Below are 16,744 nucleotides of genomic sequence, written 5' to 3'. Positions count from 1 at the left end.
AAATGAGGCCAGTTTTCACTGACATTTCTGACAGGCAAAAAAAGCCCCGTTGGGCAGCAACAGGGCTTTGACTTACAAATAGCTTCACCAGCAATATCACCGCTTTTTATGGGTTCCCCCCTGAACTGCTTTAAAACGCGGGTTACTTTTACAAATCACATAGACACGGCCACGGCGACGGACGATTTTGCAGTCTGGATGGCGGTTTTTCGCAGAACGTAATGAACTTAATACTTGCATGGTTAATTCTCTGGGTTAGCTGGTTTTTTTGGTTAGGAAACTGCCAAAGCGTTGGTTGAAGCGTGCAGTACTGCCTTCTTTTGCATACTCTTTTTGTTTTCCGGTGTAATACGGATGTGACGCCGAGGAGATATCCAGTGTGACATAAGGATAGGTTTGACCATCACGCTCGATAGTGCGGCTGGTCGCGATGGTTGATCCGACGGTGAAATAGGTATCTGCACTGGTGTCATGAAAAACCACCGTACGATAGTTAGGATGGATGCCCGTTTTCATAAGAATCTCATATGTTATGTTATAATATAACATTAATTATGCACTCTTCACTTGGGGGTTTCAAGCCTAATAAAAAGAAAAAAGCCCACAAACTGAAGTTCGCAGGCTCTATGAATGGAGTTCGACTGCTGGCGTTGTATCAGGCGACGGGGTGTCATCTCGGTATGTGTGGCTTCATTACCTAAGGTCACAGGGTTACTACGTTCAATCAGTTGCGGGGTTCAGCTAACTGCTTCCAGAAAGAGCGGCCATTCTGTGGTGCCTTGGCTGCGAAAAATTCGCATACCGTTGCGCCAATGTCTGACATTGTTTGGCGTATGCCAAGCTGTGTTGCGGTTTGATTGATGCGATAAACCAGTACCGGGACGTGCTCGCGGGTATGTTTACTGTGGCCGATAGTGGGATCGTTACCGTGATCCGCCATCACGACCAGACAATCATCGATTGTCATGGCGGCCATGATTTTGCCTAACATGCTATCGACCAATTGCAGACGTTCTGCGTAGCGCTCCACATCCTGCGCGTGTCCTGCAAGGTCAGTTTCCTGAATATTGGTACAAATAAACGCACTCTTAGGGCGCTGAACTTCTGCCAATGTGATATCTAAAATGGTTTGCGAATCAACCCGCTGCGGGTAACTCCGCCCAGCACTATTGGCCACGATATCAGCAACTTTGCCAACCAATATCGTTGGTACTCGAACTTGCTCAAGTTGATGAGGTACCTGAACATCGGCATCGACACCATAACCGAGATGAATAACCTGAAATCCATTATCATAAACACCAGACTTCGGGCTATTAATGCCAATATATTGCTGTTGTTTAACTTCAGCTGATCTTATGATTTCATGGCTATCCATCAATAGCCCGCCATAGGCAATGACACGGTTTACCTCCACGTAACGGCGCACAATGCGCCCCATGTTTTCTACCTGCTCAAAATTGATGGCATTTAAATTAGCACAAATATTAAACACCTGGCCTAAGTCTGCCTCAAGATTGTCACCGATGGCGACAGCATCGTTTACCCACAGAAAGCGTAACTTGCTGCTATCGTCAGGCGCACCGCGCTCCTCAACCTGATAACCTTGCCGGATCAACGCATTAGCCACACGCGCTTTTACCCTGGAAAAGGGCATAAGACGTGGGGCGCACGGCAGGGTTCCCATAATTTCCTGATGCCCCATAAAGGTATCGCCGCCAACATGTTGTAATCGGGCAACACCAAAGCAGGCTTGTGGATTCTCCTGCATGACGCTATCAGTGAAATGGGGGGCTGCCAGATGTAAGGCATTCATCAGACCTAGCTTTTCCAGGTGGGGCAAACGCATTTGCGGATAGGTTTGTAAAATATGACCACAGGTATTAGCTCCGACATCTTGTGGGCGAACCTGTGCAGCATCAGGCATAGCACCAACCCCAAAGCTATCAATCACCAAAATGATGAATTTACTCATAACCCCTCCTAATGTGTGGATGGTGGAATGGTATTTCCCTGGCTATCAAAAATGCCGAGGAGCATGGGCTGGCCTGACTGGATGCCGGTTACCAGAGCCACATCACTGCGGGTAACAAAAATTTGGGTACGAAAACACATAATGACCGGGCTGCCGACAGGGAACACTTCAGCCAGGCCGAGGGTATAATCAATGCTGTCATTATCGTGGCTCAATACGTTGCCTGGCCGCCATTGTTGGTCATACACCAGAGCGTGATTGAGGTGCCCGCGCCGATAGTACCCACCGCCATAGCAGTAACTATGGTTCTGATAACAATGAGAAATCTCAGATAGATAGAGCATTGCGATATGTTCGGGCTGCTCACCTTGCTGATTGGAAGGCATCGTGCCGGTCAATGAATGGCCGGGTTCGGCATGGGTAATGCCGTAGTGTGCGAGTATCGGGATACTCTCGACGCTGGTTGCCGATGGGCCATTGACCTGATCGACACAAATCCCCTGATGCTCAAGAATACTTTTTGCCTGAAGTAGCGTATTGAGGTTCGGGCTGGGTAAGGTTTTGCCTTTTTCACTGTCAAAAAGCAGGCAAGGGAAGTGGGTGACGCCCGCCAGTCGCACACCGGCTAGCATTTTTATTTCACTAATGACCTCAGGCAGTTCATCTAGCGAGAATCCGGCTTCCTGTCCCGGATAAATCAAGTCATCGGGATGGCAGACTTTCAGCAGCAAGGCTTGTTTTATTCCCAGACGTGTCGCGGCGGCGGCGATTTCCTTTGCTTTTGCCACGCTGTAGACCGTAATGACCTCCGGTTGGTGGGCAACTATCTCATCCACCATTCCGCTTGGGATCTGCACCAAGTGGCCGATATGAGCGACGGGCAGATGGTGCCGATAAAGCTGGCGTGCCTCTTTATAATCGACGGCGACAATACCTTTATAGCCGCATTCCAACAGGATTTTGCATAGCTGTGGATTGCGGCCAAACTGCTTGCTCATCAGGTAAAGGGTAATGCCATAGCGTGCTGCGGTTTCCAACAGTAAACGGGCATTGTCTTTGACCTGATCGACGTCAATGACGTAAGTATCAGGCTTAATGGCTCCCCGTTGCCACAATGTGAGCGCCGCATCTATGAGTGCTGGATTCTGTTTTTCTAGTGCTTTCAGTAGCATATAAATCCCTTCGCGATTCCCTTCTTGCTTGACGTTGCATCGTTATTCGCCGCCCAGCGGCAACCTCAATAGCGTTGGACCGATATTATATAATTTCATTATTTTGAATATTTAACCTGAGCATAAGACGAATTTGGTGTGGCAGTCATATTATAGCTCTACTGTTATAAATACTCAGGTGTATTCGCTGTGTGGCTACTCTCTTGGGTTATATTCATTTTTATGAGGGTTTTCATCTTAGTAACTTATTACCTGACTGTAAATGCGTAAGACGCTATTTGATAGACTGATCACAATATAACCCTACGAATGCAGCGGATGACTGAATAATAGTGATAGCGTGCTGTTTTATCTGGTCTAAAGTGGGGCCGGTGAGCCAAAAGAAAAGGCCGCTGAGCGGCCTTTATAGTAATACATGAACTCGGTATCTAATACCTATACGATTTACTTCACCGTATGGTCAACCGCATGAGTATGCTCTATATCTTCATTTTTTCTACTGAAGCGGCGACGAACCACCACAAAGAATACCGGAACAAAGAAGATAGCCAATACGGTCGCGGTGATCATCCCGCCCATAACACCGGTACCTACCGCGTTCTGTGCGCCAGAGCCTGCACCACTACTGATAACCAGTGGCAGAACCCCAAGGATAAAGGCCAGTGAGGTCATCAGAATTGGACGCAAACGCATACGAACCGCTTCCAGTGTTGATTCCACCAAGCCTTTGCCTTCTTTATCCATTAAGTCCTTGGCGAACTCAACAATCAAAATGGCGTTCTTGGCCGATAGCCCGATAGTGGTCAATAAGCCCACCTGGAAGTAAACGTCGTTATTCAGACCGCGTAAGGAAGCGGCCAGTAACGCACCCACGACACCCAGTGGTACCACCAACATTACGGAGAACGGAATCGACCAGCTTTCATACAACGCCGCCAGACACAGGAACACGACTATCAGCGAGATGGCATACAGTGCCGGAGCCTGATTACCAGACAGACGTTCCTGATAGGACATCCCCGTCCAGTCATAACCGACGCCGCTTGGTAATTTAGATGCCAACTCCTGCATCAGGTCCATTGCCTCACCGGTACTTTTACCCGGTGCAGCCTGACCCAGGATTTCCATTGATGGCAACCCGTTGTAGCGTTCAAGTCGCGGTGAACCGTATTCCCATTTCGCGCTGGAGAAGGTATTAAACGATACCATCTGACCGACGTTGTTACGGACATACCACTTATCAATATCATCCGGTAACATGCGGAATGGTGCAGCAGCCTGGACATAGACTTTCTTCACACGACCACGGTCGATAAAGTCGTTTACATAGTTGCCGCCCATAGCTGAACCGAGCGTAGTATTGATGTCAGAGATAGATACTCCCAGAGCCTGGGCTTTCTCCTGATCCACTTCCACTTTGAACTGCGGCGTATCTTCCAACCCGTTCGGCCGCATCCCGATCAGCATATCCGGATGTTGTGCCGCCATGCCAAACAGTTGGTTACGTGCTTCGGTTAATTTCTGATGCCCGACGTTACCCTGATCAATCAACTGGAAGTCGAAACCGGTAGCCGTACCCAACTCAACAATGGCGGGTAAGTTAAAGGCGAACACCAAACCGTCTTTAATTTGCGAGAAGGCTGCGGATGCACGATCTACAATTGCCGGAACCTTGTTTTCAGCCCCCGGACGTTCGCTCCAGTCTTTAAGACTGATGAATGCCAGACCGGTATTCTGCCCCTGACCACTAAAACCGAAGCCGTTAACGGTAAACACCGAGTTAACGACATCTTTTTCTTTGTCGAGGTAATAGTCAGTCACCTGGTTCAGCACTTTCTGAGTACGTTCTTGTGTCGCACCTGCTGGCATCTGCACCATCGTTAGGAACACGCCCTGATCTTCTTCTGGCAAAAATGAAGAAGGTAAACGCAGGAACAGCACGCCCATACCAACTACAATTGCCAAGTAGATCAACAAATAACGGCCAGTGCTGCGCAGAATGTTGGCTACGCTGTCAGTATAGTGGTGAGTGCTTTTTTCGAACATGCGGTTAAACCAACCGAAGAAGCCGGTTTTCGGCCCATGTTCGCCTTTGGCGATAGGTTTTAGCATGGTTGCGCACAGCGCGGGTGTCAGAATCAATGCCACCAGAACCGAGAGCACCATTGCCGAAACGATAGTAATAGAGAACTGACGATAAATCGCCCCGGTTGCACCGCCGAAGAAGGCCATCGGGATAAATACCGCCGACAGTACCATCGCGATCCCCACCAATGCGCCCTGGATCTGCTCCATCGACTTCTTGGTGGCTTCTTTCGGTGGTAACCCTTCTTCCTGCATGACACGTTCGACGTTTTCTACCACGACGATGGCGTCATCCACCAATAGCCCTATCGCCAACACCATCCCGAACATCGTTAGGGTGTTTATCGAATAGCCAAAAACAGAAAGTATGGCAAAGGTGCCCAGCAATACTACCGGCACTGCAATCGTTGGGATCAAGGTTGCGCGGAAGTTTTGCAGGAACAGGTACATTACCAGGAACACCAGAATAATAGCTTCTATCAGCGTCTTAACCACTTCGTGGATTGAAATCTTAACGAATGGTGTGGTGTCGTACGGATAAACCACTTTCAACCCGGCTGGGAAGAATGGTTGCAATTTTTCCAGTTCGGCTTTAACCGCCGCAGAGGTGTTCAGGGCGTTAGCACCGGTTGCCAGCTTAATACCAATACCCGCAGCAGGTTTACCGTTATAACGGGCGATGACGTTATAACTTTCAGCACCCAGTTGAACGATAGCCACATCTTTCAGGCGCACCTGAGAGCCGTCAGTATTGACTTTCAGCAAGATCTGGCTGAATTCTTCCGCGTTAGTTAAACGGGTCTGCGCAATGATTGATGAGTTCAGTTCCTGACCCGGTACTGGTGGCGTGCCGCCGAGCTGACCGGCTGCTACCTGGTTGTTCTGCACTTTGATAGCATTGATAACATCAACCGGCGTCAGGCCGAAGTTATTCAGTTTGTGCGGGTCCATCCAGATACGCATTGCGTATTGGGAACCGAATAACTGAACATCCCCCACCCCAGCGGTACGGCTGATAGGATCTTTGATGTTAGAGCCTACATAGTCAGCGATATCTTCTTGTTGCATGGTGCCGTCTTCAGAAATAAAGCCGGCTACCATCAGGAAGCTACTACTGGACTTTTCAACACTCACACCTTGCTGCTGCACTTCTTGCGGCAGCAATGGCATGGCCAATTGCAGTTTGTTCTGGACCTGAACCTGAGCGATATCCGGATCAGTGCCTGAGTTAAAGGTCAACGTCAACTGCACGCTACCGGATGAGTCACTGCTGGAAGACATATATAACAGGTTATCGATACCGTTCATGTTCTGTTCGATAACCTGCGTTACTGTATTCTGCACAGTGGTCGCATCGGCGCCTGGATAGTTGGCGGAGATTGAAATTGCCGGTGGCGCGATGGTTGGATATTGCGCAACGGGTAATTTCATTATCGCAAGGGCACCCGCCAACATGATGATGATGGCGATAACCCATGCGAAAATAGGGCGATCTATAAAGTACTTAGCCATGAATTACCGGCTCCTTTTAAGACTTCTTCGCTGTTTCAGCCGGGGCTGGTTTTTGCGCCGGGTCAGTAACTTCCTGCACTTTAACCTGTACGCCCGGTTTGATTTTCTGCAAGCCGGAAACAATCAGGCGATCACCTGCTTTCAATCCGTCAGTAACCAACCACTTATTACCAATAGCCTGATTAGCGGTCAGCGTGCGCATTTCAACTTTGTTATCTGCACCAACCACCATTGCCGTTGCTTCACCACGCGGGTTACGGGTAACACCTTGTTGCGGCACTAACAGCGCATCAGGTCGCACACCTTCATCCAAACGGGCGCGAACGAACATTCCTGGCAGCAGCGCTTCATTCGGGTTAGGGAAGATAGCGCGGATAGTAATTGAACCGGTGGTTTCATCGACGGTCACACCCGAGAACTCCAGTGTCCCGGTTTCAGCATATTCAGTGCCGTTTTGCAGCAACAAACGAACCTTAGCTTTACCGTTTTCCTGCTTGAGCGTGCCATCAGCCAGCTCTTTTTTCAGACGTAGGAACTCGTCACTTGATTGCGTTACATCAACGTACATTGGATCAAGTTGTTGAACCGTGGTCATTGCTGTCGCCTGACCACTGGTTACCAGAGCGCCTTCGGTAACTGAAGATTTACCGGTACGGCCAGTGATAGGCGAGGTTACTTGAGTATATGCCAGGTTAATGCGGGCAGTTTCCACTGCGGCTTTCGCTGCCAGAACCGCAGCATTGGCCTGCATAGAATCAGACACCGCCTGATCATACTCTTGTTTACTGATGTAGTTGGTACCCAGTAATGGTTTGTAGCGGTTTACCGTCAGACGCGCAATTTCAGCGGCGGCTTGTGCTTTGGCTAAATCACCTTTAGCGCTGTCATAAGCGGCCTGATAAGTCGCCGGATCAATTTGATAAAGGGATGTTCCGGCGGTGACATCACTGCCTTCAACATAGTTACGTTTAAGGATAATACCGCTAACTTGCGGACGAACTTCTGCAATACGGAATGCGGACGTGCGGCCCGGTAGTTCGGTTGTGATATTCAGCGGTGCTGCTTTCAATGTCACAATACCAACTTCAGGAGCCTGTTGAGCATGGGCTTGTGCCGCATCTTTATCATTACATCCTATAAGTACTAAGCTGCCTGAAAGTACCAGAATTGCAGCCAGAGGCATTACCCCTCTGTTTTTGCTCATAGATAAACCTCAAGTGTCCGATTTTTAATTTAATTCAATGGATCACAAGCTTTAAAACCCATTGCTGCGTAAATTGTATGTGCGTGCTATGGTACATACATTCGTGAATGTATGTAAATCGCACCCCCTCGAAAAAACAACCCTATGGCACGAAAAACCAAACAGCAAGCCGAAGAGACCCGGCAACATATTCTGGATGCCGCAGTGCGGGAATTCTCCGCGCATGGTGTTTCCGGCACCTCTCTTACTGATATTGCTGTCGCCGCGGGCGTAACCCGAGGCGCTATTTACTGGCACTTCAAAAACAAGGTAGACCTGTTTAACGAAGTTTGGGAGTCATCAGAGTCTAAAATTGATCAGCTCGAGTTAGAGTATCAGGCAAAATATCCCGATAATCCACTCCGTATATTGCGCGAAATCCTTATTTATATTCTGGTTTCCACCCGCGAGGACCACCGACGTCGTGCTTTGATGGAGATTGTATTCCATAAGTGTGAGTTTGTCGGTGAAATGACCTCTGTCCATGACGCGCGTAAAGTCCTTGATTTAGCTAGTTATGAGCGAATTGAGCTGGCTTTGCAAGGCTGTATTTCGGCCAATCAATTACCAGCAGATCTTGATACGCGTCGTGCTGCGATTATCATGAGAGCCTATATTACCGGCTTGATGGAAAATTGGCTTTATATGCCAGAAAGTTTTGATATAAAACAAGAAGCTCCGGTATTAATCGATGCCTACCTGGAAATGCTGAACTATAGTCTTTCATTGCGCAAAGAGGCTAATAGCAAGCTATCGGATTAACTGGAAGGAAAGTGATATGAATACAAATATGAGTGAAAAGATGAGTTCGCTGGTTGTGATTGCCAATGGTGCCGCTTATGGCCATGAATCTTTATTCAATGCGCTGCGTTTATCTATTGCTTTAAAAGAACAGCAAGCTTGCCTGGATTTGCGCCTATTCCTGATGTCGGATGCGGTAATTGCCGGTTTGAAGGGGCAGCAGCCACGCGAAGGTTATAATTTACAGCAAATGCTGGAAATTCTGACTGCCCAGAATGTGCCAGTTAAATTGTGCAAAACCTGTGCCGATGCCCGTGGCGTGAGTGGGTTAACATTGGTTGAGGGTGTAGAGATTGGTACGCTGGTGGAGCTTGCTCAATGGACTCTGGCGGCAGATAAGGTTTTGACGTTCTAAACCATTAGAGGCTTACTGTGATTTCGTTTACTCATCAACTGATATTGCTAGCTGTTACATCCTCTTCAATCACAAGTGCGTAACGGCCCGCATTCTTACAGCCATTCATGCTCTGAAAGACTTTTCTTATTATGGCCCGAGACTGAACGTAATAGGATTTCAGCCTCTCTGTTGAAATGAAGTTCAAATATGAACAGCAGATTTCATGCACAATCTTCTTTAGTACTGTCTTCACGCTTTTCATTGCCATTGACCGCGTCATCGGGCGTATTTTTATTACGCCAGTGGATGATGCTTACCATGCTTATAATTAGTTTAATTTGCATGTCGTCGGTATTTGCGGCGGGAATCAATATTGATGTACCGACTCGCAATGAAGTGATGAGTCAGTTAGATGCGTTATCCAAACAAAAAATATTGTCGCCAGCGGAAAAGCTGTCGCAGCAGGATCTCACCAAGACGTTAGAGTACCTTGATACCATTGAACGCACCCGGCAGGAAGCCAATCAGCTTAAACAGCAATTAGCACAAGCTCCGGTGAAGCTACGTCAGGCCACTGAGGGGTTGGATGCACTTAAGAATAGTTCAGCAGATACATTAACGCGTGAGTCACTGGCAAACTATTCTCTGCGCCAATTAGAGTCGCGTTTGAATGAAACCCTGGACGATTTGCAATCCGCTCAGGAAGACCTCTCAGCCTACAATAGCCAATTGATCTCTCTACAAACTCAGCCCGAACGGGTGCAGAGTGCGATGTATAACGCATCTATGCGTTTAATGCAGATTCGCAATCAACTGAATGGATTGTCCCCAAACCCGGAGGTTTTACGTCCTAGCCAGCAACAAGAGCTGTTAACTGAGCAGGTAATGCTCAATGCGCAACTGGATTTACAACGTAAAAACCTGGAAGCCAATACCACGTTACAAGATTTACTGCAAAAACAGCGGGATTACACCACCGCTCACATTAACCAACTGGAGCGTTATGTTCAGTTGCTGCAAGAAGTTGTTAGTGGTAAACGGTTGATTCTTTCGGAAAAAACAGCCAAAGAAGCTCAGGTGCCGAATGATGCCACCGATATCCAGAATGACCCGCTCGTCAGCCGTGAATTGGCGATTAACAAAGAGTTGAGCCAACGGCTAATTAACGCCACGAAAGAAGGTAACACACTGGTTCAACAGAATATCAGAGTAAAAAACTGGCTGGATCGTGCGCTGCAATCTGAGCGAAACCTCAAAGAGCAAATCACGGTATTGCGCGGCAGTTTGCTGCTATCACGTATTCTGTACCAGCAGCAGCTAAACTTACCCGCCTCCGGTTTGATTACCAATATGGGGCCGCGCATTGCTGATTTGCGGCTAGAGCAATTTGAAATTAATCAGCAGCGCGACCAGCTATTCCAGGGGGATGATTACATCCAAACCCTGATTAATGAGAGCAAAGAAAAGATTAACTCAGACGTAGAAGATGCACTGGGGCAGATTGTTGATATTCGTCGTGAGCTGCTGGATCAACTCAATAAACAGCTAGGTAACCAACTGACACTGTCGATTAATCTGCAAATTAATCAGCAACAGCTACTGAGTGTTAATGAATCGCTACAACACACGCTAACACAGCAGATTTTTTGGGTTAGCAGCAATAAACCGATGGATTGGTCCTGGCTGAAAGCATTGCCAGGTGCTCTCAAAGCCGAACTGAGCAGCTTCAACTTTACTCTGTCACTGGGTGATGTTTTGACTGGCCTCATTAATTCGCTGGTTTTCCTGATACCAATGCTACTTGTAGCTGGGGTAATCCGCTCCCGTTATGGTGTCATTAATAAGCATCTGAACCGGTTGGCCGCCGATGTCGGGCAATTAAAACACGACAGCCAAATGCACACCCCAAACGCTATTCTGCTGACCTTGCTGAAAGTTTTACCCGGCTCATTAGTTATATTAGGTATTGGTTACTGGTGTCTGCGCTCTGACTTCAATCTCAGCGAATTATTTTGGAGCTTCTTCCAGCGTTTGGCACTGTTCTGGCTGGTATTCGATCTGACTTATCGCATGTTGTCCCCCGGTGGGATTACTGAACGGCACTTTATGATAGCGGTTGACCGCTGCGCGCATTATCGCCGTCAGATGGTGCGCTTAGGGGGGACGTTACTGCCGGTGATATTCTGGTCTGCATTGGGTGATAAAAGCCCGCTACGGTTGGTTGATGATGTTATCGGGCAGGTCGTGATTGTTATTGCCTTGGCATTATTAGCGTTATTTGTCTACCCATTCTGCCGTGATAGCTGGCGCGAGAAAGACTCCCATGCGGTGCGGTTAGTCATTGTTACCGCAGTGGCTGCCACACCCATTATATTGATAGGTCTAATGGTGGCAGGGTATTTCTATACGACGTTACAACTTGCAGGGCGTTGGATAGATAGCCTGTACTTATTATTCCTATGGAATATTGTTTATCTGACGGCAATCCGTGGCTTAGGTGTTGCAGCGCGGCGTTTGGCTTATCGTCGAGCGATTGCCCGAAGGCAAAGTTTGGCAAAAGAGGGGGCTGAAGGTAGCGAACCCGTAGAAGAACCCCCATTGGCACTGGATCAAATTAACCAGCAGTCATTGCGTTTGACCACCCTGGCGCTGTTCGTGATTTTCGCCACCTGTTTCTATTGGATTTGGGCCGATCTGATTACGGTTATTTCATATCTGGATAGCATCTCTTTATGGCATTACACCACCACCGTAGCGGGGGCGAGTGTGGTACAGGCTGTCACACTAGGAAATATGCTGGTGGCTCTGATGGCGTTGGTCGTTGCTTATATTTTGACGCGCAACCTGCCCGGCTTGCTTGAGGTCGTGGTACTGTCACGTCTACAACTGCGGCAGGGCACTTCATATGCCATCACCACTATCCTAACTTACCTTATTACCGCCATCGGCGGGATAACCGCGCTGAGTTCACTGGGTGTATCGTGGGATAAATTGCAGTGGCTGGTTGCTGCGCTATCGGTCGGTTTAGGGTTCGGTTTGCAGGAAATCTTTGCCAACTTTGTCTCGGGCTTGATTATTCTATTTGAACGTCCAGTTCGTATCGGCGACACCATCACCATTGGTACCTTCTCGGGCAATGTCAGTAAAATACGTATTCGGGCGACGACAATCACCGATTTTGACCGCAAAGAAGTGATTATCCCGAATAAAGCATTTGTCACAGAGCGCCTGATTAACTGGTCACTGTCCGATACCATCACCCGCATAATTATTAAAGTGGGGGTTGCGTATGGTTCTGATTTGGAAAAAGTAAAAGAGATACTTCTACAGGCCGCTCATGAAAACCATCGTGTCATGACAGATCCTGAGCCTCAGGTGTTCTTCCTTAACTTTGGAGCCAGCACTCTGGATCACGAGCTGCGTTTGTATGTGCGGGAATTACGCGATCGCAGTTATACGGTAGACGAATTGAATCGTGCAATTGATAAATTATGCCGTGAAAATGACATCAATATCGCATTCAATCAGTTGGAAGTGTATCTGCATAAGGCGGATGGCACCGAGGTACAAGAAGTGAGTCGCCCGCTTGATGCTAAAGGCTTACCTGTACCGCAATCTGGTTTAGGTGATACTAAACCAGACTTACCGGATATCAACAAGCCACTGGCTTGATAACATAACTTATCAGGCTCGACTCTTTTTCGTCAGCCTGATAAGTATTAAACGCGTAGTCGGAATATTCAATCTGAGATTTTATGGCCGAGCTTACGTTGGTAATCAAGTTGCACGATTGCCAACGCGGCCAATGCAGTTTCCGGCGCGATTTCATTGCATTCGAGCAGATAGATAAGATCTACTGCCAGTTGCAATTCTGGTGAAGCTTGTTCAACTGACATAAGGTAGCCAACATTTTTAATCTTCAGTTAATAGGGAAGTCATACAGCAGATTGCTATCTGGCTTCAATCGATTCATAAATATTATAGAGAACAAATCGATGCCGGAACCCTATCAATTCAAAAAATGTGACAAATATTCAAAAACCGTTCTCTTTTCTTTCAATACTGCGCTCTATTTTGATTAATGCCTGGCGGCAGCGCATCAAGCGGCCCTCCAGTGCGGCCAGCTCTTTTTGGATTTTTTGCTGTTCGGATAACAGACTCTGTTTACCCAGTTGGCTCTCTCTATCATGGATCATTACCAGTATTCGCCGCTCATAATCTTGATGCTCAGCCAACTTGTGGTAAGGGTCCATCTTGGTATTGCGGGGTTCAGGATTGGATTTTCGCAGCTTTTGTGTAGCAAGCTCTCTTTGTAGCGCAGAAATTTGGGCGACCAGTTTTTCCGCCAGGAACGCAACCTGCTGTGTACGGCTTTGTGCAACAACCTGTTTCAGTTGCGTCATGTTTTTGCGAACTTCCTGTAGGTAATCGCGAAAACGGTTACCATGATTACCAAATAGATTCAGGTCAAAGCGTGCCTGTTGTGAAGGGGCATTGGCCTGCGGAGCGATTTGTGTCGACAGTGCTTCGATCTGGCTTTCAAGCACCTGCAATAACTTTTCTGTACTCATGGCGCTTCTCCTGAACGTTTGCCGCTAGCTTGCCTATGAACTGCGGGGGTTACAAGCGGTCTGACAGGTATATAAAAGAGGATGGACCCCGTTGTAGTCATAATGGCAACAGTTTCTGTTGAAGGTAAGCACCGCATACGTTAATGATAGCGTCATGTTGGTTAGTATTATAAAGGGAGTTTATGTCTCGTTGGTTGTTAATAGCTTTGGGGTGGTTAGCTGTTGTATTGGCGACCTTAGGTGTCGTGCTTCCTCTTTTACCCACAACGCCTTTTTTGTTGCTGGCGGCAGGGTGTTTTGCACGTTCTTCGCCCCGTTTTCACCACTGGCTGCTCTATCGTTCGTGGTTTGGTAGCTATATTCGAAGCTGGCAACAGCACCGTGCGTTACCTCCTGGGGCGAAATGGAAAGCAGTATTGATTACCCTGCTAACATTTTCCCTTTCACTTTGGTTAGTGAAAATTTGGTGGGTGAGAGGCATATTACTTCTGATACTAATCATATTGTTGACCTTTATGTTGCGCATACCGGTTATTGACCTGTCGCAACAAAAACGGCGCTGAGTGCTGCTCATCAGTTGCAATTTTGCGCCAGTTTGCATAGATTTGAGCGTTTTCGTGCGCGGGGTAATCCCTCGTTGTGTCCTTAGGGTTCAGGATGCAGTGATTTAAACTATCGTGGAGTCATTGATAGAGTCAATTACTTAGCCAATGCCACCTTGGTATTGGCTGCCGCGCTTTAGTATGTACAGCAGTTTTATCCAGGCACAAATTATGACCGCTACTGCAACTAATACAGCACAACAGCTTAAATATATTAAAGACAGTATCAAAACTATTCCAGATTATCCAAAAGCGGGAATACTGTTCCGTGATGTGACCAGCTTGCTGGAAGACCCATTAGCTTATGCTGCCAGCATCGAATTGCTGGTAGCGCGCTATTTGGATGCGGGCGTGACGAAAGTCGTCGGTACTGAGGCCCGTGGTTTTCTGTTCGGCGCTCCGGTTGCCTTGTCTCTGGGCGTTGGTTTTGTTCCCGTGCGCAAACCCGGTAAATTACCGCGAGAAACTATCAGCGAAAGCTATGAGTTGGAATACGGCACTGACAAGCTGGAAATTCACACTGACAGCATCAAACCAGGCGATAAGGTCTTGGTTATTGATGACTTGTTAGCCACCGGTGGGACAATTGAGGCCACTGTAAAACTTATCCGTCAACTTGGCGGTGAAGTGACTGACGCGGCGTTTGTAATTAATTTACCTGAATTGGGGGGTGAAGCACGTCTAACCCAGCAAGGGATTCATTGCTACAGTTTGGTTTCATTCGACGGCCATTGATTTTATACCCAAAGAGCCAGAAGGTGCCGGTAGGCTGCAAGTGAACAACGAATCGGCTGAAAACCGATTTTAATCGCATTGATGCCAGTCGGTAGGGGGAGCCTCAAGGAGGAGGCTCATTAAACCTGATGAACCGATTCAAGTCGTCTTAATTACAACTAATTGATTCAGGTAACGAACTCGCTAGCAACGCTACAGCCTCAAGCCCGAAGGGGAATTGAAAATATCGGCCTCGCGGTCAGTGCCGAGGCTGTGTTAGCATGACCTACTGGATTATCCAACTTCTCCGGTATTAATGAGCTATTAGTATCGTAATTAACTTCCCCCCTATGAATTTTAAATGAAAAAAACATTTTTTATATTAAATCTCAACTAATTATGTTTTTTATGGTGTCAGTTAGTCTCATGAAATCTCACTAAAAACCACTGAACCCTACATTTTACTGTAGGTCAAAATATAGGTTGCTGATTATCTGCGGTATGATATGCGTCATATAGTAGTAACAGCATATGTAGCTAACAGGTTGAAAAACAGATGAAAATACACTATCAACCAAAGCCATTGAAGCAATGAAGCCCGCTGACAAAGATAAAGCAGATACCGGTGAAAACCGAGGATTACGGCTTACTTGTGGTGCTACTGGTGTTAAAACCTTTTTCTATCGTTATACCAGTCCTCTAACCCACAAACTCACCCAAATTAAGATAGGCCACTTTCCCAACATCACCCTTGCGCAAGTTAGAGCTAAACTCCAAGACCTAAAACAAGTGAAGAATGAAGGGCGCTGTCCTACAACTGAAATCAAAGCAGCTAACCAACTTAAAGCTGATGAATATAAAAAGCAGCAGGAGCGGACTCTGGCGCTAGAGGGGCTTGTTGAACTGTATTTGATTCAACGTATTGAAGATCGAAAAGGGCCAGATGGTCGGATTACTCTTGGTTCACGTAACAAGCTAGGACAGGCTGAAATAAGACGAACTCTTCATAACGATGCCGCGGGGTAAACGAGTATTTTCTGACAAGGAACTATCCCTCTTTCTAAGCTGGTTAACTAATTCAACCTATTTAGCGACGATCAAAAATATATTGCAGCTAACTTTATGGACAGGATGCCGTACTGGAGAAGTCTGCAAAATGGCTTGAGGTAATATAGATTTTGATAAAAGTACAATCCACCTTAAAGAAACGAAAACAGGTGCTGAACGCTTTGTTCAACTTTCTTATCAAGCAAGGCAGTTTTTGGAAACTTTGCACTCTTCCTCTGATATCCATCTTTTCCCGTCCAGAGGTGGTAAAACCCCTTTTCATCAAAAATCACTTTCTGATGGTTCTTGGAGGTTACGTGACCCAGGCCAGATGATCGATATCCCCCACTGGACACCGCATGACCTACGCCGAACTGTTCGTACTGGTCTATCCCGTCTGCAATGCCCGAATGAAGTTGCTGAGGCCATTCCAGGCCACTCCCGTAAGGGTATTGAAGGCACCTATGACCTCTACCGCTACGAGGCAGAGTGTAAGGTCTGGCTGCAAAAATGGGCTGATTATCTTGATACGTTGATAAAATGACGCCATATGGACTTAGGGTAAACGGAGTGCTTCAACCTTATCATTGACTCCAACAGGAATTACTGGCAACAAGGTGTTAGCTGCGTAACTTAATGGCGATATTTGTTTAACCTCGTGCGCCCTTTCATATGTTGATTCCCG

Annotated in this window: 15 protein-coding genes; 7 read left to right on the top strand and 8 right to left on the bottom strand. The window is 47.2% G+C overall.

The annotated features are described in order from the left end of the window. Positions 1–96: 96 nt before the first annotated feature. From ykgO to acrA, 6 genes are all read right to left on the bottom strand, one after another. Complete coding sequence (gene ykgO, locus AT01_RS07040) at positions 97–240, bottom strand: type B 50S ribosomal protein L36 (protein ID WP_002208618.1); 144 nt, start codon at positions 238–240, stop codon at positions 97–99. 15 nt (positions 241–255) lie between these two features. Further along, positions 256–516 carry a type B 50S ribosomal protein L31 gene (locus AT01_RS07035; protein ID WP_004703318.1) on the bottom strand — a complete coding sequence of 87 codons (261 nt, stop codon included), beginning with the start codon at positions 514–516 and terminating at the stop codon, positions 256–258. 208 nt (positions 517–724) lie between these two features. Then, on the bottom strand, positions 725–1,975 hold the full coding sequence (locus tag AT01_RS07030) for a phosphopentomutase (protein WP_042546621.1): 1,251 nt from the start codon (positions 1,973–1,975) through the stop codon (positions 725–727). Positions 1,976–1,983: 8 nt separating this feature from the next. Further along, positions 1,984–3,147, bottom strand: coding sequence for a YhfX family PLP-dependent enzyme (locus AT01_RS07025; RefSeq protein ID WP_042546620.1), 1,164 nt, complete (start codon positions 3,145–3,147; stop codon positions 1,984–1,986). A 444-nt stretch (positions 3,148–3,591) separates the two neighbouring features. Beyond that, positions 3,592–6,744 (bottom strand): efflux RND transporter permease AcrB, encoded by a 3,153-nt coding sequence (acrB, locus tag AT01_RS07020; RefSeq protein ID WP_004703313.1) that lies wholly within the window; start codon positions 6,742–6,744, stop codon positions 3,592–3,594. Between the two features lie 16 nt (positions 6,745–6,760). After that, on the bottom strand, positions 6,761–7,948 hold the full coding sequence (gene acrA, locus AT01_RS07015) for an efflux RND transporter adaptor subunit AcrA (protein WP_042546619.1): 1,188 nt from the start codon (positions 7,946–7,948) through the stop codon (positions 6,761–6,763). Between the two features lie 144 nt (positions 7,949–8,092). Here acrA and acrR point away from each other — a divergent pair, with 144 nt between their 5' ends. From acrR to mscK, 3 genes are all read left to right on the top strand, one after another. Further along, positions 8,093–8,749: a multidrug efflux transporter transcriptional repressor AcrR gene (gene acrR / locus AT01_RS07010; RefSeq protein ID WP_042546618.1), complete on the top strand. Its 657-nt coding sequence runs from the start codon at positions 8,093–8,095 to the stop codon at positions 8,747–8,749. 40 nt (positions 8,750–8,789) lie between these two features. Beyond that, positions 8,790–9,143: a DsrE/DsrF/TusD sulfur relay family protein gene (locus AT01_RS07005; RefSeq protein ID WP_042548536.1), complete on the top strand. Its 354-nt coding sequence runs from the start codon at positions 8,790–8,792 to the stop codon at positions 9,141–9,143. 225 nt (positions 9,144–9,368) lie between these two features. Beyond that, positions 9,369–12,797 carry a mechanosensitive channel MscK gene (gene mscK, locus AT01_RS07000; protein WP_042548535.1) on the top strand — a complete coding sequence of 1,143 codons (3,429 nt, stop codon included), beginning with the start codon at positions 9,369–9,371 and terminating at the stop codon, positions 12,795–12,797. Between the two features lie 68 nt (positions 12,798–12,865). Here the strand turns inward: mscK and rsmS are convergent, their stop codons facing one another. Together rsmS and priC are read right to left on the bottom strand one after the other, a co-directional pair. Next, positions 12,866–13,021 carry a pleiotropic regulatory protein RsmS gene (rsmS, locus tag AT01_RS06995; RefSeq protein WP_004703304.1) on the bottom strand — a complete coding sequence of 52 codons (156 nt, stop codon included), beginning with the start codon at positions 13,019–13,021 and terminating at the stop codon, positions 12,866–12,868. Positions 13,022–13,159: 138 nt separating this feature from the next. Further along, positions 13,160–13,696, bottom strand: a complete 537-nt coding sequence (priC, locus tag AT01_RS06990) for a primosomal replication protein PriC (protein ID WP_042546617.1) — start codon at positions 13,694–13,696, stop codon at positions 13,160–13,162. A 182-nt stretch (positions 13,697–13,878) separates the two neighbouring features. Here priC and AT01_RS06985 point away from each other — a divergent pair, with 182 nt between their 5' ends. From AT01_RS06985 to AT01_RS22470, 4 genes are all read left to right on the top strand, one after another. Continuing rightward, positions 13,879–14,259 (top strand): DUF454 family protein, encoded by a 381-nt coding sequence (locus AT01_RS06985; protein WP_042546616.1) that lies wholly within the window; start codon positions 13,879–13,881, stop codon positions 14,257–14,259. A gap of 210 nt (positions 14,260–14,469) precedes the next feature. Further along, positions 14,470–15,033, top strand: a complete 564-nt coding sequence (apt, locus tag AT01_RS06980) for an adenine phosphoribosyltransferase (RefSeq protein ID WP_042548534.1) — start codon at positions 14,470–14,472, stop codon at positions 15,031–15,033. A gap of 570 nt (positions 15,034–15,603) precedes the next feature. After that, positions 15,604–16,038 carry an Arm DNA-binding domain-containing protein gene (locus AT01_RS22475; RefSeq protein ID WP_327212969.1) on the top strand — a complete coding sequence of 145 codons (435 nt, stop codon included), beginning with the start codon at positions 15,604–15,606 and terminating at the stop codon, positions 16,036–16,038. Between the two features lie 145 nt (positions 16,039–16,183). Then, complete coding sequence (locus AT01_RS22470) at positions 16,184–16,603, top strand: tyrosine-type recombinase/integrase (protein WP_327212973.1); 420 nt, start codon at positions 16,184–16,186, stop codon at positions 16,601–16,603. Positions 16,604–16,744: the final 141 nt, after the last annotated feature.

Origin of the sequence: Yersinia aldovae 670-83 (assembly GCF_000834395.1) — a bacterium.
Classification (GTDB): Bacteria; Pseudomonadota; Gammaproteobacteria; order Enterobacterales; family Enterobacteriaceae; genus Yersinia; species Yersinia aldovae.
The sequence above is the reverse complement of the archived record's forward strand: the minus strand, read 5'-3'. Positions and strand labels throughout refer to the sequence as shown.